The sequence below is a fragment of the Pseudomonas sp. ASL8 genome (genome assembly GCF_056680355.1).
Window position 1 is genome coordinate 2,136,456 of record NZ_CM155278.1, and the last position, 22,456, is coordinate 2,158,911.

Here is a 22,456-nt window from a genome sequence, read left to right on the forward strand (position 1 = left end):
AAGATGTCGGATAATAAAGCATGACCCGCTTGACGGCTAGCGCCGTCGGAGACCCTTGCAATGCCAGATCAAGATGTACGCCTGCAACACCTGAAAGTTTGGCTCGATGATCAGTTACCTGCGCTGTTCGCAGCTCAAGGCTGGGGCGCTGTACCCCCGGCCACGTTGACCGCCGCCAGCAGTGATGCCAGTTTCCGGCGGTATTTCCGTTGGGAGGGCGAAGGCCGCACTTTTATTGTGATGGACGCGCCTCCACCCCAGGAAAACTGTAAACCCTTCGTGGATATCGCTCATTTATTAGCTAAATCAGGAATTAATGTTCCGAAAATTTATGCCGAAGACCTGACGCGAGGCTTTCTTCTGCTCAACGACCTGGGTCGCAAGACCTACCTCGACGTGATCAATGCCGAGAATGCCGATGCGCTGTTCGCCGATGCGTTCGACGCGTTGCTGGCCTATCAGCAGTTGCCGATGGACGCGCCGTTGCCGAGCTACGACGTCGCGCTGTTGCGCCGCGAGCTGGAACTCTTCCCCGAGTGGTATGTACGACGCCATCTGGGCGTCGAGATGAGCCAGGCGCAACTGGGGATGTGGCAGCGGGTCAGCGATCTGTTGATCGACAGCGCGCTGGCGCAACCCAGCGTGTTGGTGCATCGCGACTATATGCCGCGCAACTTGATGCACAGCGAGCCGAACCCCGGCGTGCTGGATTTTCAGGATGCGGTGTATGGGCCGGTGACCTATGACGTGACCTGCCTGTTCAAGGATGCATTCTTGAGCTGGCCCGAGGAGCGTGTGCGCGGCTGGTTGCTGACCTATTGGCAAGCTGCCGGCAAGCTGGGCATCCCGGTGCAGGCGGAGTTTGAAGATTTTCTGCGGGCCAGTGATTTGATGGGCGTGCAGCGACATTTGAAAGTGATCGGTATTTTTGCGCGTATTTGCCACCGTGATGGCAAGCCTCGCTACCTGGCCGACGTGCCACGTTTCTTCGCCTATATAGACACCGTCTTGGCGCGGCGCCCGGAGCTGGCTGAGCTGGCTGAGTTATTGGCAAGTCTGCGTCAACCTGTTGGAGCTGTTGTATGAAGATGAAGGCAGTAAGCGCATGAAGGCGATGATTCTCGCCGCAGGCAAAGGCGAGCGCATGCGCCCTTTGACCCTGCACACGCCCAAGCCTCTGGTGCGTGCGGGCGATGTGCCTCTGATCGAATATCACCTGCGGGCGCTGCTCGCGGCGGGATTCACAGAGGTGGTGATCAACCATGCCTGGCTGGGTCAGCAGATCGTCGATTATCTCGGTGACGGGCAGCGCCTGGGTTTGAGCATCCGTTATTCCGCCGAAGGCGAGCCCCTGGAAACCGGTGGCGGGATATTCCGTGCACTGCCGCTGTTGGGCGATGAGTCGTTTTTGGTGGTGAACGGCGATATCTGGACGGATTACGATTTCACCCGTTTGCATCGGCCTATCCCAGGGCTGGCGCATTTGGTGTTGGTCGATAACCCTGCGCATCACCCGGCAGGCGATTTTGCGCTGGTGGATGGGCATGTCCTGGATAGCCATGAGGTTGCCAGCCAAACCGCACCGCGGCTGACCTACAGCGGCGTGGCCATCCTCAATCCACGCCTGTTCGACGGTTGCGTGGCGGGGGCCTTCAAGCTGGCGCCGTTGTTGCGCGAAGCCATGGCGCACGGACAGGTCACGGGCGAGCATTTCACGGGGCGCTGGGTCGATGTCGGCACCCATGAGCGCTTGGCTGAAGTCGAGCAGTTGCTTGCGGTGAGTCGCTAAATGCTGTGGCCAGGCACGTTGATTGGCGCTGGCGCCGGTTTTGCTATCGCCAGCATTCCGGGCGCGCTGCTGGGCGCGCTGCTCGGACAGGCGCTTGATCGGCGTCTGGAATTGCATAGCTGGGCGCATCTGCGTCAGCGCCTGGGTGGGCGCAAGGTCCCGCGTGACGATGAGTTGCTGTTCATTCTGCTCGGCCGTTTGGCCAAGAGCGATGGGCGAGTGGTTGATGGGCATATCCAGCAGGCACGCGTGGAAATGCGGCGACTGGGCCTGAGTGAGCCGGCTCAGCGTCGAGCGATTCTGGCCTTCAATCGCGGCAAGGAAGGGCACGACCGACTGCGCGGATACCTGGGCCGCATGAAGACTCAACCGCATGCTGCCGAAGGGCTGCTGCGGGCGTGTTGGCGCATGGCCTGGGCCGACGGCAAGGCGTCACGGGCTGAACGTGAGTTGATTGTGCTGTGGGGTAAATGGCTGGGGTGGTCAGCGCCAAACGTTGAGGCATTAGCCAGCGAGTACGATCCGCACAAAAAGCCACTGATCCGTAGCGGCGATGATTATAAAGAGGCGCTGCAGTTGCTGGGCGTGACAGCGGACGCAGAGCCGGCGCAGATCAAGCGCGCTTATCGACGTCTGCTCAGCCGCCACCACCCGGATAAAGTCGCGGGCACAGGGGCCAACCTCTTGCAGGTGCGCGAAGCCACCGAGAAAACCCGCGAACTGCATCAAGCCTATACGCTGATTCGCGAGCGGCGGGACTTTCGCTGATCTGAGGCGTGGGGGGCGCTTACATTACTTGGCCTCCAGCCAGCCACGAACGCGTCGGAACAGTTGCTCCTGTTCGTTGGCGTTGTCGCCCGGCAACGCTGTCAGCGCGACCTGCGTGTAGCCTTTGTTTTTCGTGCGTTTGCTCGCTTGCATGCGTTGCAGTGCCGCCTGGCGGTATTGCGGCAAGTCTTTGTAGACGAAGTCAGCCGTTTTTACGTTCAGCGTTGTCGCCAGTTCATCCAGGGCTGGCTTGGTGTTGGAGGGCTCCTGCGCCGATACCATGACCAGTTTCTGAATGTTTGGCGAAGGTCGCTCGCTCAAGTAGCGGGCGGCCCAATATGCGCCGCTGCCATGCCCAAGCAATACAATGCTGCGGGCTTTTTGCTGTTGCGCGTAGGCGATGGCGCTTTCGATGCGGGCGAAAATGCGCTCGGCCTCCGCCTTGGCTTGCTCTTCAGCGGCAGCTGCGCGCGCCACGTTGTCAGCGGCGTCGGCTTCGGCAGTGCTCGCGGGGTCGGCTTTTTTTGAGGCGTCGCCGGTTTTGGCGTCCTTGTCCGCTGCAGTTTGATCTGCGACAGCCGCCGTTTCTTCAATGCGTGGCAAGCTGCCGCCGCTGGTCACATCTGGCAGGGTCAGGCTCAAGCTGTCCCAACCAACGTCGGGAAATCTGCGCCGCAGGGGGCCTACCGCTTGCGGCCAGTCCGCCGACTCGCCTGCCCCCGGGATGATGATCACTGCGCCCTTGGGTTGAGCGACGTTGGCGGGTTTCCACAGGGCGAGGAAGCTACCACTGTCGGCCTGCAATTCCTGTTGCTCCTGCTGCGGCAGTTGGCGTTGGAGAGCGAGGGTGTCTTCCTGGCTGCGGTCCAGAATCAGTTGGCGTTCTGCCGGTACTGCGTCGGCTGCCGGTTTGTCTGACGCTGGATCAGCGGCCATCACCGGCATGGCACAAGGTAGTATCAGCGACAGGCATAACGCGGGAAACGTTGCGCTAAAGGTGTAGGACATCGGATATTCCAAGCCAGAAACAATCCTGGCAGCCTAATGGGTTGATCAGCATTTGTCAGGCACGCTCAGGGCAGTAATGCAATGCGGGACACAATTCAGGAAGCCACGGAATGACACGCTCATGATTCGATCACTGCGATTTTGGGTTCTTGCCTGTGCATGGAGGGGCTTGATTGCTCTGCCTTTGGTGGGCGTGCCGTTCGTGGCGTTGGCCGAGCCAGCGCCAGCATCCTCTGCCGCGACGTTGAGCGTGGAGCAGCGGGCCTGGCTCGACCAGCACGGCCCGTTAAGGGTGGGCCTGGTCCTGCAAGCGCCCTATGCACAGTTTGATCGGCGCCTGCAGCAATTGTCGGGCGCCAACGTCGACCTGATGAACTCGCTGGCCAATACCCTGCAGGTCGAACTGCTCTGGCGCAATTTTCCGGATCAGGCCGCGCTGGAGAAGGCCTTGGGCGAGGGGGCTGTCGATCTGGCGCCGGGGCTGACACAAACGCCTGCGGGTTTGCGTTTATGGTTGTTTTCCGACCCTTACATGCGCGTGCCGAATCTGGTGGTCGGCGAGCGCCAAGGGGCGGGTGCAGTCGATCTGGAAAAGCTCGACAGCAGCGTCCGCGTTGCCGTGCGCATGCCCAGTACAGTCGCTGATTATTTGCGCGGGACTTACACGCACCTCAATCTGCAAGGGGTGCCTCTGGAGCGCCAGGCGTTGCAGTTGTTGTTGAGCCAGCAGGCCAAATACGCCGTGATTGATGAAGCGCAGCTCAGCCGTTTGTCCATCGAACCGGATTTTGCCGAGTTGGCGGTGGTGGGCGACATCGGCTTGCCGCAGCTATTACGCGTGGCGTCGCGAAAAAACTTGCCAGAGCTGGCTGACATCGTCAGTGCCGCGCTGCATGCGATCCCCGCCAGAGACCTTGAGCAACTGCACGCACGCTGGTTGCAGCCCAAGTACCCACGGCTGACTGAGTCGCCGGGTTTCTGGCAAAACCTCAGTCTGTTGTTTGCGGTGATGGGGCTGGCCTGCTTTGCGATTGTGATCTGGCAGCGTCGTCAGCAACAGGAACTGGAACACAGTCTGCTGGCTGCGCGTGAAGACATTGCTTTGCGCCAGGCCAGTGAAGCGGCGTTGCGGCTGACGCAGTTCTCTATCGATCAAAGCACGGTTGGCATTCTCTGGGTCAATTGGGACAGCCATGTGCGCTATGCCAATCGCGCCGCCGAGGCCATGCTGGGGTACGGCGTGGGCGGGGTGGTGGATCGGCCACTAATCGACTTCGAACCAAGCCTGCACATGGACCGCTGGTTGAACCTGTGGCGGCGCGCCCGTTCCACGGAGGACAGCCCACAAAGTTTCGAGACAAACTGTATCCGTGCGAATGGCAGCATGTTGCCCACCGACGTGTCCTTGAGTTTTCTGCGCTTTCGCGATGCTGAGTACCTTGTGGTTTACCTCACCGACGTCACTGATCGGCGTAGAGCATTGGCCGCGCTGCAAGAAAGTGAAGCGCGTCTGCAAGGGATCGCGGCCAACGTGCCGGGTCTGGTGTTTCGTCTGGAGCGGGCGAACGCCGGCGATGCGCCAGAGTTCGCGTATATCAGTGAAGGCAGTGAAAGCCTGGTCGGCTATTCGCCCGCGACCTTGCGTCACAAAGAGATGGGGCTGCGCAATCTGGTGCACCCGGATGATCGCGCGGGCTATCACGTCATTCAGGATCGCTCTCTGGACGGCAACAGCGACTGGTCATGGCAGGGGCGCATCCTGACCCGCAATGGCGAGGAGCGCTGGGCGGAGATCAAGGCCATCGCCCGGCATCTGGAGGATGACCGCGTGGTCTGGGACGGGATCGTCTGGGACATCAGTGAAAGCAAGCGTATAGAACTGGAACTGGCCGGTTCCCGCGAGCAACTGCGCGAACTGTCGGCACACCTGGAAAGTGTGCGTGAAGAAGAGAAGGCCCGTATCGCCCGCGAGGTGCATGACGAGCTGGGGCAGATGCTGACGGTACTCAAGCTGGAAACGTCGATGTGCGAGCTGGCCTACGCCGACCTTGATCCAGGCTTGCACGAGCGGCTGAACAGCATGAAACGCCTGATCTCACAGCTCTTTCAACTGGTGCGTGATGTCGCCACGGCGCTGCGCCCGCCGATTCTCGATGCCGGCATTGCGTCGGCCATCGAATGGCAAGCCCGACGTTTTGAAGCGCGCACCCAGATTCCGTGTCTGGTAGAGGTCCCCGATAACCTGCCCATGCTCAGCGATGCCAAGGCCATCGGCTTGTTTCGGATTCTTCAGGAAGCACTGACCAACGTGATGCGTCACGCCCAGGCGCATACCGTCGAGCTGAGTCTGACGCTGGATGACGGCATGCTGTGCATGACCATCGCCGACGACGGCTGCGGTTTTGTGCCCGAGCAGGGCAGGCCGACCTCGTTCGGTCTGGTGGGCATGCGCGAGCGGGTGTTGATGCTGGGCGGCAGATTGCTGCTGGACAGTGAGTCCGGTGAAGGCACAACCTTGCGTGTGTACATTCCACTTGCCGATTAATGATTGAAAACTGCTGGGCAGGAGCGTGAAACGTGATTCGTGTATTGGTAGCCGAAGACCACACCATTGTCCGTGAAGGCATCAAACAGCTGATCGGGCTGGCGAAGGATCTGGCGGTGGTGGGTGAGGCCAGCAACGGTGAACAGCTGCTGGAAACGTTGCGTCATGTCGAGTGCGAAGTGGTGCTGCTGGATATTTCCATGCCGGGCGTAAATGGCCTGGAAGCGATCCCGCGAATTCGCGCCCTTAACAACCCGCCGGCGATTCTGGTGTTGTCCATGCACGACGAGGCGCAGATGGCCGCCCGTGCATTGAAGATCGGCGCTGCCGGTTATGCCACCAAGGACAGTGATCCGGCGTTGTTGCTGACGGCGATTCGGCGGGTGGCTGCCGGTGGGCGTTACATCGACCCGGACCTGGCGGACCGCATGGTATTTGAAGTCGGCCTGACCGATAACCGTCCGCTCCACTCGCTGCTGTCCGAGCGCGAGTTTTCAGTGTTCGAGCGCTTGGCACAGGGGGCGAACGTCAACGACATTGCTCAGCAACTGGCCTTGAGCAGCAAAACCATCAGCACGCACAAAGCGCGACTGATGCAGAAGCTCCACGTCACTTCGCTGGCCGATCTGGTGAAGTATGCGATGGAGCACAAGTTGCTCTAATCAGGCGTATGCCTGAAAACGACACGCTTCAACCTCATGTTTTTGTAGGCGTTGACGTGTCGTGAACGGTGGCGACGCGATCCAGTTACGACGCCTCATATCTAATCGCGCCATCGCTGTAGGGCAATCCCTACAGCAATCTCTCTTGCTCCCCGATTTGCGCGGCCAATGGTCTGATCTAGGATTAATCCACGGCAGACAAAACAAAGGTGTGGGTAATGAGCGACGTCGATTCAAGTGCTGGGGCGAGTGAAGTTCTGGTCAGCTTCCGTGGTGTGCAAAAGAGCTACGACGGCGAAGCACTGATCGTCAAAAACCTCAACCTGGAAATTCGCAAAGGCGAGTTCCTCACCCTGCTGGGGCCTTCCGGTTCTGGCAAGACCACCAGCTTGATGATGCTGGCCGGTTTCGAAACGCCAACCGCTGGCGAAATCCTGTTGGCTGGCCGCGCGATCAACAACGTGCCGCCGCACAAGCGTGACATCGGCATGGTGTTCCAGAACTACGCCTTGTTCCCGCACATGACCGTCTCGGAAAACCTGGCGTTTCCGCTGACAGTCCGCGGCTTGAACAAGACCGACGTCAGCGAGCGGGTCAAGCGCGTGCTGAGCATGGTTCAGCTCGACACCTTCGCCCATCGTTACCCGGCGCAGCTTTCCGGCGGTCAACAACAGCGTGTGGCCTTGGCCCGGGCGCTGGTGTTCGAACCACAACTGGTGCTGATGGACGAACCCTTGGGTGCGTTGGACAAACAACTGCGTGAACACATGCAGATGGAGATCAAACACCTGCACGAACGCCTCGGCGTTACCGTGGTGTACGTGACCCATGACCAGGGTGAAGCTCTGACCATGTCCGACCGGGTGGCGGTATTCCATCAGGGCGAGATCCAGCAGATTGCGCCTCCGCGCACGCTCTACGAAGAACCGAAAAACACGTTTGTCGCCAACTTCATCGGCGAAAACAACCGTCTTAACGGCAACCTGGTCAGCCGCACCGGTGATCGGTGTGTCGTGGCACTGGCCCGTGGCGAGAAGGTCGAAGCGCTGGCAGTCAATGTCGGCAAGATCGGTGACCCGGTGACCTTGTCGATTCGCCCTGAGCGCGTTCGGGTGAACGGCCACAGCGAAAGCTGTGTGAACCGTTTCTCTGGCCGCGTCGCTGAATTCATTTATCTGGGTGACCACGTTCGTGTGCGTCTGGAAGTTGCAGGAAAAACAGACTTCTTCGTCAAGCAGCCAATCGCCGAGCTGGATCCGGGGTTGACGGTGGGCGACGTTGTGCCAATTGGATGGCAGGTCGAACACGTTCGCGCGCTCGATCCCTTGCTGGAAGCGCATTAATTAACAGTCAGAGGCGAATCAATCGCCCCACGCATACCCAACACTGCACTGTGGAGAGAACAATAAATGCTTAAATCTTTGAAGTTCACCGCTATTACGCTCGGCATGATGTGCGCGGCAAACGCCATGGCGGCGGCAGATCTGACCGTTATATCCTTCGGCGGCGTTAACAAGGCAGCTCAGGAAAAAGCGTTCTATGCACCGTGGGAAAAAGCGGGCAACGGCAAGGTGGTTGCGGGCGAGTACAACGGTGAAATGGCCAAGGTCAAAACCATGGTCGACACCAAGAGCGTCTCTTGGGACCTGGTAGAAGTCGAATCGCCTGAGCTGTCCCGTGGTTGCGATGAAGGGATGTTCGAAGAGATTGATCCAGCGATGCTTGGCAAGTCGGAAGACTATGTCAAAGGCGCTATCCAGACCTGCGGCGTTGGTTTCTTCGTATGGTCCACCGTGTTGGCCTACAACGCCGACAAGCTGAAAACCGCACCTACCAGCTGGGCCGATTTCTGGGACGTGAAGACATTCCCAGGCAAGCGTGGCTTGCGTAAAGGTGCCAAGTACACCTTGGAATTCGCCTTGATGGCCGACGGCGTAGCGCCTAAAGATGTTTACAAGGTGCTGGCGGGTAAAGGCGGTCAAGACCGTGCATTCAAGAAACTCGACGAACTCAAGCCGAACATTCAGTGGTGGGAAGCGGGCGCTCAACCGCCACAGTTCCTGGCCTCCGGTGACGTCGTGATGAGCTCTGCCTACAACGGCCGTATCGCCGCAGTGCAAAAAGAAAGCAACCTGAAAGTGGTCTGGAACGGCGGCATCTACGATTTCGACGCATGGGCCATCCCAAAAGGCTCGAAAAACGCCGAAGCAGCGAAGAAATTCATCGCCTTCTCGGTCAAGCCAGAACAGCAGAAGATCTATTCGGAAAACATCGCTTACGGCCCAGCTAACACCCAAGCCGTACCGCTGCTGGACAAAGGCATCTTGAAAGATATGCCGACCACTCCGGAAAACATCAAGGACCAAGTGCAGATCGACGTCGGCTTCTGGGCTGACAACGGCGAGCAACTGGAACAGCGCTTCAACGCGTGGGCGGCCAAGTAACCGTTTTACGCTGAGTCAGATCCAGGTGCGCTCCCTCTTCTGCTGTGGATAGGGAGGAGGGGCGCATCCATCGTTCAAAGATTTTCGGAGTTCGCTATGGCCATCACAGTGCCCCTTACAGAAGGCGCCAGCCCCACCCTGAAACAGCGTCTGGCTCGTGCTGAACGGGTCAATCGCTGGAAGGCTCAGGCATTGATCGCTCCGCTGGTGCTGTTTTTGCTGCTGGTATTTCTGGTGCCAATTATTGCGCTGCTCTACAAGAGCGTCGGTAACCCAGAAGTGGTCGGCGCCTTACCGCGTACGGTTGCAGCGGTGGCCCAATGGGACGGCAAGAGTCTTCCGTCCGAGGCTGCGTACCAGGCACTGAGCGTGGACCTGGCTGAAACCCGCAAGAATCAGACCCTGGGCGATTTGTCCAAGCGCCTGAACATGGAACTGGCCGGTTATCGCAGCCTGCTGACGAAAACCGCCCGCGCATTACCGTTCAAGACTGAACCGACTTCTTATAAAGAAGCGCTCGAAGCTGTCGATGAGCGCTGGGGCGATCCTGCCTATTGGCAAGCGATCCGCCGTAACACCAGTAGCATCACCCCTTATTACTTGCTGGCCGCAGTCGACCATCGCATCGATGACCTCGGTGAAGTGGCGCCCGCGACCCCTGATCAAGCCATTTACGTGGATATTTTCGCCCGCACGTTCTGGATGGGTCTGGTCATCACCGCGATCTGCCTGGTGCTGGCTTACCCGTTGGCGTACCTGCTGGCGAACCTGCCTTCCCGGCAAAGCAACCTGCTGATGATCATGGTGCTGCTGCCATTCTGGACCTCGATTCTGGTGCGGGTTGCCGCGTGGATCGTATTGCTCCAGTCGAGTGGCTTGATCAACAGCGCCTTGATGGCGATGGGCATCATTGATAAACCGCTGGAGCTGGTGTTCAACCGGGTCGGCGTTTACATCTCGATGGTGCACATCATGCTGCCATTCATGATTCTGCCGATTTACAGCGTGATGAAGGGTATTTCCCCGACGTACATGCGGGCTGCGATTTCCCTGGGCTGCCATCCATTCGCCAGCTTCTGGCGCGTGTATTTCCCGCAGACGTATGCCGGTGTCGGTGCGGGTTGTCTGTTGGTGTTCATTTTGTCGATTGGCTACTACATCACGCCGGCGTTGCTCGGCAGCCCGAACGATCAGATGGTCAGCTACTTCGTCGCCTTCTACACCAACACCAGTATCAACTGGGGCATGGCCACGGCTTTGGGCGGTTTGCTGTTGATGGCAACCATCGTGCTTTACCTGATTTATAACTGGCTAGTCGGCGCCAGCCGCATGCGCCTGAGCTGAGGAGAATCAACATGCTGAGCCCTTATACGTCTCCTATTGAGCGGGTCTGGTATTACGCCCTGCGTATTCTCTGCGGGCTGGTACTTTTGTTCCTGGTCCTGCCGGTGCTGGTGATCATCCCGCTGTCGTTCAACTCCGGGAGCTTTCTGGTTTACCCGCTGCAAGGGTTTTCCATGCACTGGTACCAGGACTTCTTCGCCTCCGCTGAATGGATGCGCTCGCTGAAGAACAGCATGATCGTTGCACCGGCCGCCACGGTATTGGCAATGGGCTTCGGTACGCTGGCAGCGATTGGCCTGACCCGTGGCAACTTCCCGGGCAAGGCGCTGGTCATGGCCCTGGTGATTTCGCCAATGGTCGTTCCGGTGGTCATTGTCGGTGTCTCCAGCTACCTGTTCTTTGCCCCGCTGGGGTTGGGCAACAGCTACATATCGCTGATTCTGGTGCATGCAGTGTTGGGTGTGCCCTTTGTGATCATCACGGTGTCGGCGACCTTGCAGGGCTTCAACCACAACCTGGTTCGTGCTGCTGCCAGCCTTGGGGCATCGCCATTGACGGCGTTCCGCCGGGTGACCTTGCCGCTGATCGCGCCAGGTGTGGTATCGGGTGCACTGTTTGCGTTCGCTACCTCATTCGATGAAGTGGTCGTGACCTTGTTCCTCGCTGGCCCTCAACAGGCCACGCTGCCTCGGCAGATGTTCAGCGGTATCCGCGAAAACCTCAGCCCGACCATCGCGGCTGCGGCCACCATGCTGATCGCCTTCTCGGTGGTGCTGTTGCTGGTGCTGGAATGGTTGCGTGGGCGCAGCGAGAAGTTGCGAACTCAAGTGGCTTGATCGATCTGGCAGGAAAAATCTGAGGCTGACCCCGGTTCTGCGGGATCGGGGTTTGGCTCGGATCTGCGGAGAGTTGCACCCGGCCTGACTAAGGTACAATGCGCGCCACCGTGATTCTGCTCAAAGGTGCGTCATGCAGCCCTTCGTTATTGCTCCTTCGATTCTTTCCGCCGACTTCGCCCGTCTGGGCCAGGAAGTCGACAATGTTCTTGCCGCTGGCGCGGACATTGTCCACTTCGATGTCATGGACAATCACTACGTACCTAACCTGACCATCGGCCCGATGGTCTGCACGGCCCTGCGCAAGTACGGCATCACCGCGCCCATCGATGTTCATTTGATGGTCAGCCCGGTTGACCGCATGATCGGCGACTTCATCGAAGCCGGCGCCACGTACATCACCTTCCACCCTGAAGCCACACAACACGTCGACCGCTCACTGCAGTTGATCCGTGAAGGTGGTTGCAAGGCCGGCCTGGTGTTCAACCCGGCCACGCCGCTGACCGTGCTTGAGTATGTGATGGACAAGGTCGACATGATCTTGCTGATGAGCGTTAACCCAGGTTTTGGCGGGCAGAAGTTCATTCCCGGCACCCTGAACAAACTGCGCGAAGCGCGGGCGCTGATAGAAGCCTCCGGCTATGACATTCGTCTGGAAATCGACGGAGGGGTCAATGTGAACAACATTCGTGACATCGCTGCCGCCGGTGCCGACACCTTTGTTGCAGGCTCAGCTATCTTCAATGCGCCGGACTACCAAGAGGTTATCCAGAAAATGCGTGCCGAACTGGCGTTGGCTCGTCCATGAGCGGGTTTGAGCAGCTGTTCCCGGGCCGCTTGCCCAAGCTGGTGATGTTCGATCTGGATGGCACATTGATCGACTCGGTGCCAGACCTCGGGGTGGCCGTGGACAACATGCTGCTCAAGCTCGGGCGCCCGCCGGCCGGAATCGCGTCGGTGCGAGTCTGGATCGGTAATGGCGCCCGGGTGTTAGTCCGTCGCGCCCTGGCCAATGACTTCGATCATTCGTCCGTGAGCGACGCAGACACCGAAGAGGCCCTGGCGATTTTCATGGAGGTGTACGCGGGCAGTCACGCGCTGACGCAGGTGTACCCCGGCGTGCGCGAAACCTTGAAGTGGATGCAGAAACAGGGCGTTGAAATGGCCCTGATCACCAACAAGCCGGAGCGTTTCGTCGCGCCGCTGCTGGATGAGTTGAAGCTGGGACGGTTTTTCCGCTGGATCATTGGTGGCGATACGTTGCCGCAACAGAAGCCTGATCCGGCTGCGTTGTTTTTTGTGATGAAAATGGCCGGTGTTCCGGCATCCCAGTCGCTGTTCGTCGGTGACTCGCGCAACGATGTGTTGGCAGCAAAAGCGGCAGGCGTTGCCAGTGTGGCACTCAGCTATGGCTACAACCATGGCCGGCCGATTGCCGAGGAATCGCCGTCGCTGGTTATTGATGACCTGCGTATGCTGCTCCCCGGTTGCTTAGATCCTGCCGCTGCGCTAACGTTGGCCGACGTCAAATCCCCCCCTCAAAGAGATTCCATCGTGGTGGTCACCCGCAAGCTCTGGATGAAAGTCATTAAGGCCCTGGCCCGCTGGCGTTGGCGCGCCTGACTTGACTCTGGCCGGTCCACCGGCGCGTTTGCATACCTGACCGTTTTACCCTCAAGCCACGAGGCTGATCATGACCCGCGAAGAATTTCTGCGTTTGGCTGCTGCCGGTTACAACCGTATCCCGCTTGCCTACGAAACCCTTGCCGACTTCGACACACCGCTGTCGATCTACCTGAAACTGGCCGACCAGCCGAACTCCTATTTGCTGGAGTCGGTGCAGGGCGGCGAGAAGTGGGGCCGGTACTCCATCATTGGCCTGCCATGCCGCACCGTGATGCGTGTCCACGAACAGCAGATCAGCGTGACCCAGGATGGCGTCGAGATCGAGCGCCTGAAGTCGGAAGACCCGTTGGCGTTCGTCGAAGAATTCAAGGCGCGTTACAACGTGCCGACCATTGCCGGTTTACCGCGTTTCAATGGCGGGCTGGTGGGTTACTTCGGCTACGACTGCGTGCGTTATGTCGAGAAGCGCCTGGGCAAGTGTCCAAACCCGGACCCGCTGGGCGTGCCGGATATCCTGCTGATGGTGTCGGATGCGGTGGTGGTGTTCGATAACCTCGCAGGCAAGATGCACGCGATCATGCTGGTCGACCCGGCTGAAGCCGGCGCCTACGAAAAGGGTCTGGCGCGCCTGGATGAGTTGATGGGAAAACTTCGTCAGCCGATTACCCCGCGTCGCGGTCTTGATCTGACCCGGCCGCAGGCGCCTGATCCGATATTCCGCTCCAGTTTCACTCAAGACGATTACGAGCGCGCAGTGGACACCATCAAGGAGTACATCCTTGCCGGTGACGTGATGCAGGTCGTTCCGTCGCAACGCATGTCGATCGACTTCAAGGCCGCCCCCATCGACCTGTACCGTGCGCTGCGTTGTTTCAACCCGACGCCTTATATGTATTTCTTCAACTTTGGCGACTTCCATGTCGTGGGCAGTTCGCCTGAAGTTCTGGTGCGGGTCGAAGACAACCTGATCACCGTGCGCCCGATTGCCGGTACCCGTCCGCGCGGCGCAAATGAAGAAGAAGACCTGGCGCTGGAAAAAGACCTGCTTTCCGATCACAAAGAGGTCGCCGAACACTTGATGTTGATCGATCTGGGGCGCAACGACACCGGTCGCGTGTCTGAAATCGGCTCGGTCAAACTCACGGAAAAGATGGTCATCGAGCGTTACTCCAACGTGATGCACATTGTTTCCAACGTCACTGGCCAGTTGAAAAACGGCCTGACGGCGATGGACGCCCTGCGTGCGATTCTGCCGGCGGGCACCTTGTCTGGCGCGCCGAAAATCCGCGCCATGGAAATTATTGACGAGCTGGAACCGGTCAAGCGTGGCGTCTATGGTGGCGCCGTGGGGTATCTGGCCTGGAACGGCAACATGGACACCGCGATTGCGATCCGCACCGCAGTGATCAAGAACGGTGAACTGCACGTGCAAGCCGGTGGCGGTATCGTCGCTGACTCGGTGCCCGCGCTGGAATGGGAAGAGACCCTGAACAAGCGCCGCGCCATGTTCCGTGCGGTGGCGCTTGCCGAGCAAGAGCCGCTTTCCTGAGACCCGCTCCCACAGAGATACCCCTATCTACTGTGGGTGCGAATTTATTCGCGAATGGCTTGATGCGGTGTTTTTCAGACACCCCGCTATCGCAGTCTTCGGCAGCGCCTGCACATACTGTGTCAATCGTCCAGACTCACAGCCAGGCTTACGCCTTGCTGGTTAACGCGAAGCTGACATTGTTCACGGGCTGCTTTAGACGTCAGTAATTTCGAGAGGTTAAACACATGTTGCTGATGATTGATAACTACGACTCGTTTACTTATAACGTCGTGCAATACCTGGGTGAGTTGGGTGCCGAGGTCAAAGTGATCCGCAACGACGAGCTGAGCATTGCCGAGATCGAAGCCCTGAACCCCGAGCGCATTGTGATTTCCCCTGGCCCATGCACCCCGACTGAAGCGGGCGTATCGCTGGAGGTGATCAAACACTTCGCCGGTAAGCTGCCGATTCTGGGCGTGTGCCTGGGCCATCAGTCTATTGGTCAGGCATTTGGTGGCGATGTAGTGCGGGCGCGGCAAGTGATGCATGGCAAGACCAGTCCGGTGATCCATGAAGACCTTGGCGTGTTCGAAGGCTTGAATCATCCGTTGACGGTCACCCGTTATCATTCCCTGATCGTCAAGCGCGAAACCTTGCCCGATTGCCTGGAAGTGACCGCCTGGACCGAGCTTGAAGACGGTTCGGTCGATGAAATCATGGGCCTGCGGCACAAGACGCTGAATATCGAGGGGGTGCAGTTTCACCCTGAGTCGATTCTTACCGAGCAGGGACATGAGCTGTTCGCCAACTTCCTCAAGCAAACTGGCGGCAGCCGTCAGGGTTAAGGGGCTTTCAAGGTTATGGCTATGGATATCAAAGGCGCGCTGGCTCGCATCGTCAACCAGCTTGATTTGAGCACCGAGGAAATGCGCGACGTCATGCGTGAAATCATGACGGGCCAATGCACTGAAGCGCAGATCGGTGCCTTCATGATGGCCATGCGCATGAAAAGCGAAAGCATTGATGAGATCGTCGGTGCTGTTTCGGTCATGCGTGAGTTGGCCAGCAAAGTCGAGCTCAAGACCCTCGACGGCGTCGTCGACGTGGTTGGCACGGGCGGCGATGGCGCGAATATTTTTAACGTTTCCACGGCATCGTCCTTCGTGGTCGCGGCGGCCGGTTGCACGGTCGCCAAACACGGTAATCGGGCTGTGTCCGGCAAAAGTGGCAGCGCCGATCTGCTTGAGGCGGCGGGTATCTATTTGAACCTGACGCCTGTGCAAGTAGCCCGCTGTATCGAAAACGTGGGCATCGGCTTCATGTTTGCCCAGTCCCACCACGGCGCAATGAAATACGCCGCTGGCCCGCGCCGTGACCTCGGATTGCGCACCCTGTTTAATATGCTTGGCCCGCTTACGAATCCGGCTGGCGTCCGCCATCAGGTGGTTGGGGTGTTCAGTCAGGCGCTGTGCCGGCCGTTGGCCGAAGTCTTGCTTCGTCTGGGCAGTAAGCACGTGTTGGTGGTGCACTCTCAGGATGGTCTGGATGAGTTCAGCCTCGCCGCACCGACCTTCGTGGCCGAGCTGAAAAATGGTGAAGTGACTGAATACTGGGTCCAGCCAGAAGATGTGGGGATAAAAAGTCAGAGCCTGATCGGCCTGGCCGTTGAAAGCCCTGCTGCGTCGCTGGAGTTGATTCGCGATGCCTTGGGGCGACGCAAGACCGAAAACGGGCAGAAAGCGGCCGACATGATCGTGCTCAATGCGGGCGCAGCGCTCTATGCTGCTGATCATGCGTCTACGTTGAAAGAGGGCGTTGCACTGGCCCACGATGCGCTGCACACCGGCCTTGCACGGGAAAAACTGGAAGAGTTGGGTGCCTTTACCGCGGTATTCAAGCAGGAGAATGAAGGATGAGTGTGCCGACGGTTCTGGAAAAAATTCTCGCCCGCAAGGTTGAGGAGGTCGCTGCCCGCAGTGCCATAGTGAGCCTTGCCGAGCTTGAGCGCCAAGCGGCATTGGCCGACGCGCCACGCGGCTTTGCCAAGGCGTTGATCAAGCAGGCCAAGAGTAAGCACCCTGCGGTCATCGCTGAAATCAAAAAAGCATCGCCGAGCAAAGGCGTGATCCGGGAAAACTTTCTTCCTGCTGACATCGCCAAAAGTTATCAAGCGGGTGGGGCAACCTGTCTGTCTGTTCTGACCGACATTGATTTCTTTCAAGGTGCTGATGATTACCTGCAACAGGCGCGTGCCGCCTGCAGTCTGCCGGTGATTCGTAAGGACTTCATGATTGATCCGTATCAGATCGTCGAAGCCCGCGCATTGGGCGCCGACTGCGTGTTGCTGATCGTTTCCGCGCTGGACGATTCGAAGATGGCCGAGCTGGCCGCCGTCGCCAAAAGCGTGGGCCTCGACGTGCTGGTCGAAGTGCACGATGCCGCTGAGCTGGAACGCGCCCTCAAAACACTGGATACGCCGTTGGTGGGCATCAACAACCGTAACCTGCACACCTTTGACGTCAACCTGGAAACTACGCTGGACCTGCTGCCGCAGATTCCTAGTGATCGCTTGGTCATCACCGAAAGCGGCATTTTTAATCGCGCGGATGTCGAGCTGATGGAAGTCAGCGGGGTCTACTCATTCCTGGTGGGTGAAGCGTTCATGCGTAAGCAACACCCGGGGGCTGAACTGCAACGCTTGTTCTTCCCTGAGCGTGGGCCGTTGATCAGTAATTAAGCGGATAGCCCTGACGCAGTGCCTACAGAGAAACCAGCATGTTAGACAAAGTCATCGATATCTCCGTCGAGGCAGGCCTGCAGGCCGAGCAGGATTTGCTCGCCGCTGTGTGTGCCGGCGAGTTCGAGTACGGTTTGCTGTTATGGCGACCGCTTGACCGGGCCTTGGTGATGCCGCGCCGGATGAGCCGTCTCGCAGGTTTTGAACAGGCTACCGAAGCATTGGCGGTCAGCGGGTGGCCAATACTGCTGCGTGAAAGCGGCGGCGAACCGGTCCCTCAATCGCCGGCGGTGGTGAACATCGCATTGGTTTACGCCCAGCCGCGCAGTGACAATGACCGCGACCGGATCGAAAATGCCTACAACCGTCTGTGTCAGCCGATCTGTGATGTACTGATCGAGCTGGGCGGTGCCGCTTCGCTCGGGGAAGTGGACGGTGCCTTCTGTGACGGACGTTTCAACGTCAACCTGGACGGCCGGAAAATGGTCGGTACGGCTCAGCGTTGGCGGCAGAGTCAGGGCGGGCAACGCCCCGTCGTACTGGCTCACGGCGCGCTGCTGCTGGATAACGAGCGCGAGCAAATGGTCGAGGCGGTCAACCGCTTCAACCAGATCTGCGAGCAGGATCAACGAGTCCGCGCCCACAGCCACATTGCCCTGCATGAAGCCTTCCCGGCGGCTGATGTGCTGGACCAGTTAGCCGAGCGCTATCAAAAGATCCTTACAGGGTTTTAAGCTGCCCGGTTCGCTTAGCGCGTACCAAACACCACCATGGTTTTGCCTTTGACGTGCACCAGGTTCTGCTCTTGCAGTGCCTTGAGCACACGGCCGACCATTTCCCTTGAGCAACCGACAATGCGCCCGATTTCCTGGCGGGTAATCTTGATCTGCATCCCGTCGGGGTGGGTCATGGCATCGGGTTGCTTACACAGATCCAGCAAGCTGCGTGCGACCCTTCCGGTGACGTCAAGAAACGCCAGGTCGCCGACTTTTCGCGTGGTATTGCGTAACCGGTCAGCCATCTGGCTACCGATGGCGTAGAGGATGTCCGGTTCTTGCTGTGTGACTTCGCGGAATTTGCTGTAGCTGATCTCAGCCACTTCGCACTCGGTTTTGGTGCGAACCCAGGCGCTGCGCTCTACCTCGTGCCCGATCCGGTCAAACAGGCCCAGCTCACCAAAGAAATCGCCGGCATTCAGGTACGCGACAATCATCTCCCGCCCCTCGTCGTTCTCGATCAGGATGGTGACAGAGCCTTTGATAATGAAGAACAGCGACTCAGAGCGATCACCTGCGCAAATAATGTTGTGTTTGGCGGAGTAACGGCGCCGCTGGCAATGGCCGAGAAGTGTGTCGAGGTTTTTTATTTTGGGTGTAAGGGTTATAGCAACCATGCATGTATCCCGAAAAAGTACTGCGCCACACGGCATCCTTATGGGTATCGGCCGTGCGGGTGATTTGCCGCAGCTTATCAGGAGAGTTTGTTGTTTTTTGGGAAATTTCCTACAGGCTTATTTCGAGCGGACATTTAACCGGACATCCAGTGAAAGCGTGGCCCTGTGCTAAGCTGGCGACCACTTTTTTAGCAGTGGAGTCTTGGCGATGAAGGCACGCATCCAATGGGCTGGCGAAGCCATGTTCCTCGGTGAATCCGGTAGCGGTCATGTGGTGGTAATGGACGGTCCGCCGGAAAGCGGCGGTCGCAATCTGGGCGTGCGTCCTATGGAAATGCTCCTGCTCGGCTTGGGCGGTTGCAGTAACTTCGACGTGGTCAGCATCCTGAAGAAGTCCCGTCAGCCAGTAGAAAGCTGCGAGGCGTTTCTGGAAGCCGAGCGCGCGAGCGAAGACCCAAAGGTGTTCACCAAAATCCATCTGCACTTTGTGGTCAAGGGCCGAGGCTTGAAAGAGGCTCAGGTCAAACGCGCTATCGAGCTGTCTGCCGAGAAGTATTGTTCGGCTTCAATCATGCTCGGTAATGCCGGTGTGGAAATTACCCACGACTATGAAATCATCGAACTGGGCTGAAACGACACCCAACTTTCACAAAAGCGGCGCACACTTTACGATACACGCTAGCCGACAGGCGCCGACGTCGGCATAATGCGCCACTTTTTCAGGGTGCGACCCGCTTTACCAAGGCTATAGTCGCCCCCGAACGGACAACCAAAATCGCCACCGCGAAGAGGTGTTAACCGTCCTACGCAGATGAGCCGGCCTCATCTGACGGGCATGCTTGATCACGCGGCCCGGGCCGCATATATATAGAGAGTTTTTAACGGTGAAAAGCAAACTCAAGCTCCACGGGTTCAATAACCTGACAAAGACCTTGAGCTTCAACATCTATGACATCTGCTATGCGGAAACTCCGCAGGACCAGCAAGCTTACGTCGAGTACATCAATCACGAGTACGACGCCGAACGCCTGACGCAGATCCTCACCGAGGTTGTCGATATCATTGGCGCCAACATCCTGAACATCGCCCGTCAGGATTACGACCCGCAAGGTGCTAGCGTGACCATTCTGATCTCCGAGCAGCCGGTGACGCCTACCGACAGCCAGATCGAAGAGTCCCCGGGACCGTTGCCAGAGACCATCCTGGCGCATCTCGACAAGAGCCATATCACGGTGCACACCTACCCGGAAATTCACCCGGTCGATGGCATCGCGACATTCCGTGTGGACATTGACGTGTCGACCTGTGGGGTGATTTCACCGCTCAAGGCGCTCAACTACCTGATCCACCAGTTCGATTCCGACATCGTCACTGTCGACTATCGTGTGCGTGGCTTCACCCGTGACGTTGAAGGTAAAAAACACTTCATCGACCACGAGATAAACTCGATCCAGAATTACCTCTCTGTGGACACGCGCGCCGGTTACCAGATGACCGACGTGAACGTTTACCAGGAGAACCTGTTCCACACCAAGATGCTGCTCAAGAACTTCGAACTGGATGACTACCTGTTCGGTGATGCGACCAGCAACTTGTCGACCGAACAGCGTGATCAGGTTACCGAGCGCGTGAAGCACGAAATGCTGGAAATCTTCTACGGACGCAACGTCAACGTTTAAGATTGTCCGGATTCGTCAGTACAAAGAAGAAAGGCGCCCATCGAGGCGCCTTTCTTGTGTCTGCCGTTATGGCGCAGTGTTTATATCCGATACGTACTTTTGGTCATGACCTTGGCCAGCAGACTCATACCGAATTTGATAGGCGCCGGAAAACGAAATCCACCGGCATCCAGCGCGCTTTCGGCGTGGCGCTCTTCATCGATACGCATCTGCTCGAGAATGGCCCGGGACTTTTCGTCTTCGGCAGGCAACTGCTGCAAATGATCGTTCAGGTGCTTGCAGACCTGATCTTCGGTCGCGGCGACGAACCCCAGGCTGACCCGGTCGCTGATCATGCCAGCGGCGGCACCTATCCCGAAGGAAATGCCATAGAACAGTGGGTTGAGCACGCTGGTGTGACTGCCCAATTGGTGGATGCGTTGTTCGCACCAGACCAGATGGTCAATTTCTTCTTCGGCCGCGTGTTCCATGGCTGCCCGCACTTTCGGTAACTTGGCGGTCAGCGCCTGGCCCTGGTACAGCGCTTGCGCGCAGACCTCGCCGGTATGGTTGATGCGCATCAGGCCCGCAACGTGTCGGGTATCGACGTCGCTCATCTTGGTTTCGGACTGAACAATGGCGGGTGATGGTCGATACGGTTGCACGCTGAAAGGCAGCAGCGTGCGCATCGCAGCATCGGCTTGCAATAAGAGACGGTCAACAGGGGAGTAGTGACGTTCGGTAGCCATGGGCACCTCCGGATAAATCCACGGCGGCCAGTTTACCCGAATCAGTCGGGCGCGGCTTGAGCTGGATCAGCCCGCCGGGTCTGCACAGGCTGTCTCGGCGGGCGTAAGTTGTTTAAACGGTGAATCAGCCCGGCGGCCAATGCATCTGACGCTGACCCAGTACGTGCATGTGAATGTGATAGACGGTCTGTCCGCCCAGCTCATTACAGTTCATGACTACCCGGAAGCCGTCGTCGCAGCCCAGTTCTTTGGCCAGACGTTGCGCAGTGAACAGGACATGACCGAGCAGCCCTTTGTCATCTTCGGTCACGTCGTTAAGCGTGCGGATCGCTTTTTTCGGAATGACCAGAAAATGCACCGGCGCTTGCGGGGCAATATCGTGAAAGGCCAGCACCTGGTCATCTTCGTAGATGATTTTTGCTGGTATCTCTCTATTGATGATCTTGGTGAACAGAGTCTCCACAACCATTTCTCCGTTTTGATAAGTGCTTGAGTGTACTGAGGGGCAGGGATCACGCCCAGCTCTTTAGCGCGGGCAGTACGTCTTGTTGATCGCGCCGGATATTTTCCGGGTCAGCCAGCGCGGGCCCAGACGGGGGGTAAACGCCAACAGCTTATTACGCCAGCCGGGAATGATCACTGCGCGATTTTTCGCCAGTGCCCGCACCGTATGAAGCGCGACTTCTTCGGGGCTCATCATCCTTTTGCTGCGTTCCAGCTTGCCTACTTCCAAATGCGCATTGCGGAAAAACTCGGTGCGGGTCGGGCCAGGACACAGGACTGAAATTTTCACACCGGTTTTTTTCAGTTCTTCACGTAGCCCTTCAGAAAAGTGCAGCACATAGGCCTTGCTGGCGTGATAGCTGCTCATCCAGGGGCCGGGTTTAAAGGCTGCTACCGAGGCGACATTGAGTATCTGCCCGCCACCCTGGACCGCCATGGTATTGCCGAGGGCATGACACAGGCGGGTGAGCGCCAGTATGTTCAGCTCGATCAAGTCCTGCTCCTGGCCCCAATCCTGAGCCAAAAACGGTCCGCAGGTCCCGATGCCTGCGCAGTTCACCAGCAAATCGATCTGTCGTTCGCCTTCTTCGAGTTCCAGCAAGAAACCGGAAAGACGCAGTGGCTCCCCCAGGTCGCAGCCTCGAAACAGGACCTCGACACCAAAACGCTGGTTCAACTCAATGGCAATGCTTTCCAGCAGGTCCCGTTGACGGGCCACCAGAATCAGGCTGCGACCACGGCGCGCCAAGGCTTCGGCCATGGCCAGGCCGATGCCGCTGGAGGCGCCAGTGATCAGGGCGTAACGGGTCATGCATATTCTCCAGGCAGCGGCCGCGAGCCACGGCAGTGTGCGTCGGGCTCA

At 58.3% G+C, this 22,456-nt stretch carries 23 protein-coding genes; 18 read left to right on the top strand and 5 right to left on the bottom strand.

What is annotated here, in order from left to right:
• Positions 1–60: 60 nt before the first annotated feature.
• Genes AC1MEA_RS09610 through AC1MEA_RS09620 form a run of 3 tightly spaced genes read left to right on the top strand, consistent with a single transcriptional unit; the run spans position 61 to position 2,557 of the window.
• Positions 61–1,086 (top strand): aminoglycoside phosphotransferase family protein, encoded by a 1,026-nt coding sequence (locus AC1MEA_RS09610; RefSeq protein WP_480917579.1) that lies wholly within the window; start codon positions 61–63, stop codon positions 1,084–1,086.
• A gap of 19 nt (positions 1,087–1,105) precedes the next feature.
• Positions 1,106–1,789, top strand: coding sequence for an N-acetylmuramate alpha-1-phosphate uridylyltransferase MurU (gene murU, locus AC1MEA_RS09615; RefSeq protein ID WP_480917581.1), 684 nt, complete (start codon positions 1,106–1,108; stop codon positions 1,787–1,789).
• Positions 1,790–2,557, top strand: a complete 768-nt coding sequence (locus tag AC1MEA_RS09620; RefSeq protein WP_480917583.1) for a DnaJ domain-containing protein — start codon at positions 1,790–1,792, stop codon at positions 2,555–2,557.
• Positions 2,558–2,581: 24 nt separating this feature from the next.
• Here the strand turns inward: AC1MEA_RS09620 and AC1MEA_RS09625 are convergent, their stop codons facing one another.
• Positions 2,582–3,565 (bottom strand): alpha/beta hydrolase family protein, encoded by a 984-nt coding sequence (locus AC1MEA_RS09625; RefSeq protein WP_480917584.1) that lies wholly within the window; start codon positions 3,563–3,565, stop codon positions 2,582–2,584.
• 121 nt (positions 3,566–3,686) lie between these two features.
• Here AC1MEA_RS09625 and AC1MEA_RS09630 point away from each other — a divergent pair, with 121 nt between their 5' ends.
• The 13 genes from AC1MEA_RS09630 to AC1MEA_RS09690 all read left to right on the top strand — a co-directional run bounded on the left by AC1MEA_RS09630 (position 3,687) and on the right by AC1MEA_RS09690 (position 18,024).
• Positions 3,687–6,110: a PAS domain-containing sensor histidine kinase gene (locus AC1MEA_RS09630; RefSeq protein WP_480917586.1), complete on the top strand. Its 2,424-nt coding sequence runs from the start codon at positions 3,687–3,689 to the stop codon at positions 6,108–6,110.
• A 32-nt stretch (positions 6,111–6,142) separates the two neighbouring features.
• Positions 6,143–6,772 carry a response regulator gene (locus tag AC1MEA_RS09635; protein ID WP_219064357.1) on the top strand — a complete coding sequence of 210 codons (630 nt, stop codon included), beginning with the start codon at positions 6,143–6,145 and terminating at the stop codon, positions 6,770–6,772.
• 218 nt (positions 6,773–6,990) lie between these two features.
• Complete coding sequence (locus tag AC1MEA_RS09640) at positions 6,991–8,115, top strand: ABC transporter ATP-binding protein (RefSeq protein WP_322182456.1); 1,125 nt, start codon at positions 6,991–6,993, stop codon at positions 8,113–8,115.
• A gap of 66 nt (positions 8,116–8,181) precedes the next feature.
• Positions 8,182–9,216 (top strand): ABC transporter substrate-binding protein, encoded by a 1,035-nt coding sequence (locus tag AC1MEA_RS09645; protein WP_219064355.1) that lies wholly within the window; start codon positions 8,182–8,184, stop codon positions 9,214–9,216.
• A 96-nt stretch (positions 9,217–9,312) separates the two neighbouring features.
• Positions 9,313–10,560 carry an ABC transporter permease gene (locus tag AC1MEA_RS09650; protein WP_219064354.1) on the top strand — a complete coding sequence of 416 codons (1,248 nt, stop codon included), beginning with the start codon at positions 9,313–9,315 and terminating at the stop codon, positions 10,558–10,560.
• Between the two features lie 11 nt (positions 10,561–10,571).
• Positions 10,572–11,396, top strand: a complete 825-nt coding sequence (locus AC1MEA_RS09655) for an ABC transporter permease (RefSeq protein WP_449633923.1) — start codon at positions 10,572–10,574, stop codon at positions 11,394–11,396.
• Between the two features lie 133 nt (positions 11,397–11,529).
• The gene (gene rpe, locus AC1MEA_RS09660) at positions 11,530–12,204 is read left to right on the top strand and encodes a ribulose-phosphate 3-epimerase (RefSeq protein WP_480917589.1); all 675 of its coding nucleotides are present in this window, start codon (positions 11,530–11,532) and stop codon (positions 12,202–12,204) included.
• The gene (locus AC1MEA_RS09665) at positions 12,201–13,019 is read left to right on the top strand and encodes a phosphoglycolate phosphatase (RefSeq protein ID WP_480917590.1); all 819 of its coding nucleotides are present in this window, start codon (positions 12,201–12,203) and stop codon (positions 13,017–13,019) included. Before rpe ends, AC1MEA_RS09665 begins: the two co-directional genes overlap by 4 nt.
• Before the next feature lie 70 nt (positions 13,020–13,089).
• Positions 13,090–14,571, top strand: a complete 1,482-nt coding sequence (gene trpE / locus AC1MEA_RS09670; protein WP_480917591.1) for an anthranilate synthase component I — start codon at positions 13,090–13,092, stop codon at positions 14,569–14,571.
• 227 nt (positions 14,572–14,798) lie between these two features.
• On the top strand, positions 14,799–15,398 hold the full coding sequence (locus tag AC1MEA_RS09675) for an aminodeoxychorismate/anthranilate synthase component II (RefSeq protein ID WP_219064349.1): 600 nt from the start codon (positions 14,799–14,801) through the stop codon (positions 15,396–15,398).
• Positions 15,399–15,419: 21 nt separating this feature from the next.
• Positions 15,420–16,469 (top strand): anthranilate phosphoribosyltransferase, encoded by a 1,050-nt coding sequence (gene trpD / locus AC1MEA_RS09680; protein WP_480917593.1) that lies wholly within the window; start codon positions 15,420–15,422, stop codon positions 16,467–16,469.
• Positions 16,466–17,290 (top strand): indole-3-glycerol phosphate synthase TrpC, encoded by an 825-nt coding sequence (gene trpC, locus AC1MEA_RS09685; RefSeq protein WP_480917595.1) that lies wholly within the window; start codon positions 16,466–16,468, stop codon positions 17,288–17,290. The genes trpD and trpC overlap by 4 nt, the downstream gene beginning before the upstream one ends.
• A 38-nt stretch (positions 17,291–17,328) precedes the next feature.
• Complete coding sequence (locus AC1MEA_RS09690; RefSeq protein ID WP_219064346.1) at positions 17,329–18,024, top strand: lipoyl protein ligase domain-containing protein; 696 nt, start codon at positions 17,329–17,331, stop codon at positions 18,022–18,024.
• 14 nt (positions 18,025–18,038) lie between these two features.
• Here AC1MEA_RS09690 and crp read toward each other — a convergent pair whose 3' ends face one another.
• The gene (crp, locus tag AC1MEA_RS09695; protein WP_449633925.1) at positions 18,039–18,683 is read right to left on the bottom strand and encodes a cAMP-activated global transcriptional regulator CRP; all 645 of its coding nucleotides are present in this window, start codon (positions 18,681–18,683) and stop codon (positions 18,039–18,041) included.
• Positions 18,684–18,891: 208 nt separating this feature from the next.
• Between crp and AC1MEA_RS09700 the strand changes: the two genes are divergently transcribed.
• Both AC1MEA_RS09700 and speD read left to right on the top strand, forming a co-directional pair.
• On the top strand, positions 18,892–19,314 hold the full coding sequence (locus AC1MEA_RS09700) for an OsmC family protein (protein ID WP_219064344.1): 423 nt from the start codon (positions 18,892–18,894) through the stop codon (positions 19,312–19,314).
• A gap of 253 nt (positions 19,315–19,567) precedes the next feature.
• The gene (speD, locus tag AC1MEA_RS09705) at positions 19,568–20,362 is read left to right on the top strand and encodes an adenosylmethionine decarboxylase (protein WP_219064343.1); all 795 of its coding nucleotides are present in this window, start codon (positions 19,568–19,570) and stop codon (positions 20,360–20,362) included.
• 80 nt (positions 20,363–20,442) lie between these two features.
• On the opposite strand, the gene coq7 is transcribed toward speD, so the two are convergent.
• The 3 genes from coq7 to AC1MEA_RS09720 all read right to left on the bottom strand — a co-directional run bounded on the left by coq7 (position 20,443) and on the right by AC1MEA_RS09720 (position 22,405).
• Positions 20,443–21,090 carry a 2-polyprenyl-3-methyl-6-methoxy-1,4-benzoquinone monooxygenase gene (gene coq7, locus AC1MEA_RS09710; RefSeq protein ID WP_219064342.1) on the bottom strand — a complete coding sequence of 216 codons (648 nt, stop codon included), beginning with the start codon at positions 21,088–21,090 and terminating at the stop codon, positions 20,443–20,445.
• 124 nt (positions 21,091–21,214) lie between these two features.
• The gene (locus tag AC1MEA_RS09715; RefSeq protein ID WP_219064341.1) at positions 21,215–21,553 is read right to left on the bottom strand and encodes a histidine triad nucleotide-binding protein; all 339 of its coding nucleotides are present in this window, start codon (positions 21,551–21,553) and stop codon (positions 21,215–21,217) included.
• Positions 21,554–21,616: 63 nt separating this feature from the next.
• A complete protein-coding gene (locus tag AC1MEA_RS09720) occupies positions 21,617–22,405 on the bottom strand; it encodes an SDR family NAD(P)-dependent oxidoreductase (protein WP_219064340.1) in 789 nt (262 codons plus the stop codon).
• Positions 22,406–22,456 lie beyond the last annotated feature (51 nt).

What these genes read in the sequence shown, in the direction of transcription:
- AC1MEA_RS09610 (WP_480917579.1), top strand. Translation starts at nt 61, where the DNA reads ATGCCAGATCAAGATGTACGCCTGCAACACCTGAAAGTTTGGCTCGAT.
- murU (WP_480917581.1), top strand. Translation starts at nt 1,106, where the DNA reads ATGAAGGCGATGATTCTCGCCGCAGGCAAAGGCGAGCGCATGCGCCCT.
- AC1MEA_RS09620 (WP_480917583.1), top strand. Translation starts at nt 1,790, where the DNA reads ATGCTGTGGCCAGGCACGTTGATTGGCGCTGGCGCCGGTTTTGCTATC.
- AC1MEA_RS09625 (WP_480917584.1), bottom strand. Translation starts at nt 3,565, where the DNA reads ATGTCCTACACCTTTAGCGCAACGTTTCCCGCGTTATGCCTGTCGCTG.
- AC1MEA_RS09630 (WP_480917586.1), top strand. Translation starts at nt 3,687, where the DNA reads ATGATTCGATCACTGCGATTTTGGGTTCTTGCCTGTGCATGGAGGGGC.
- AC1MEA_RS09640 (WP_322182456.1), top strand. Translation starts at nt 6,991, where the DNA reads ATGAGCGACGTCGATTCAAGTGCTGGGGCGAGTGAAGTTCTGGTCAGC.
- AC1MEA_RS09645 (WP_219064355.1), top strand. Translation starts at nt 8,182, where the DNA reads ATGCTTAAATCTTTGAAGTTCACCGCTATTACGCTCGGCATGATGTGC.
- AC1MEA_RS09650 (WP_219064354.1), top strand. Translation starts at nt 9,313, where the DNA reads ATGGCCATCACAGTGCCCCTTACAGAAGGCGCCAGCCCCACCCTGAAA.
- AC1MEA_RS09655 (WP_449633923.1), top strand. Translation starts at nt 10,572, where the DNA reads ATGCTGAGCCCTTATACGTCTCCTATTGAGCGGGTCTGGTATTACGCC.
- rpe (WP_480917589.1), top strand. Translation starts at nt 11,530, where the DNA reads ATGCAGCCCTTCGTTATTGCTCCTTCGATTCTTTCCGCCGACTTCGCC.
- AC1MEA_RS09665 (WP_480917590.1), top strand. Translation starts at nt 12,201, where the DNA reads ATGAGCGGGTTTGAGCAGCTGTTCCCGGGCCGCTTGCCCAAGCTGGTG.
- trpE (WP_480917591.1), top strand. Translation starts at nt 13,090, where the DNA reads ATGACCCGCGAAGAATTTCTGCGTTTGGCTGCTGCCGGTTACAACCGT.
- AC1MEA_RS09675 (WP_219064349.1), top strand. Translation starts at nt 14,799, where the DNA reads ATGTTGCTGATGATTGATAACTACGACTCGTTTACTTATAACGTCGTG.
- trpD (WP_480917593.1), top strand. Translation starts at nt 15,420, where the DNA reads ATGGATATCAAAGGCGCGCTGGCTCGCATCGTCAACCAGCTTGATTTG.
- trpC (WP_480917595.1), top strand. Translation starts at nt 16,466, where the DNA reads ATGAGTGTGCCGACGGTTCTGGAAAAAATTCTCGCCCGCAAGGTTGAG.
- AC1MEA_RS09690 (WP_219064346.1), top strand. Translation starts at nt 17,329, where the DNA reads ATGTTAGACAAAGTCATCGATATCTCCGTCGAGGCAGGCCTGCAGGCC.
- crp (WP_449633925.1), bottom strand. Translation starts at nt 18,683, where the DNA reads ATGGTTGCTATAACCCTTACACCCAAAATAAAAAACCTCGACACACTT.
- AC1MEA_RS09700 (WP_219064344.1), top strand. Translation starts at nt 18,892, where the DNA reads ATGAAGGCACGCATCCAATGGGCTGGCGAAGCCATGTTCCTCGGTGAA.
- coq7 (WP_219064342.1), bottom strand. Translation starts at nt 21,090, where the DNA reads ATGGCTACCGAACGTCACTACTCCCCTGTTGACCGTCTCTTATTGCAA.
- AC1MEA_RS09720 (WP_219064340.1), bottom strand. Translation starts at nt 22,405, where the DNA reads ATGACCCGTTACGCCCTGATCACTGGCGCCTCCAGCGGCATCGGCCTG.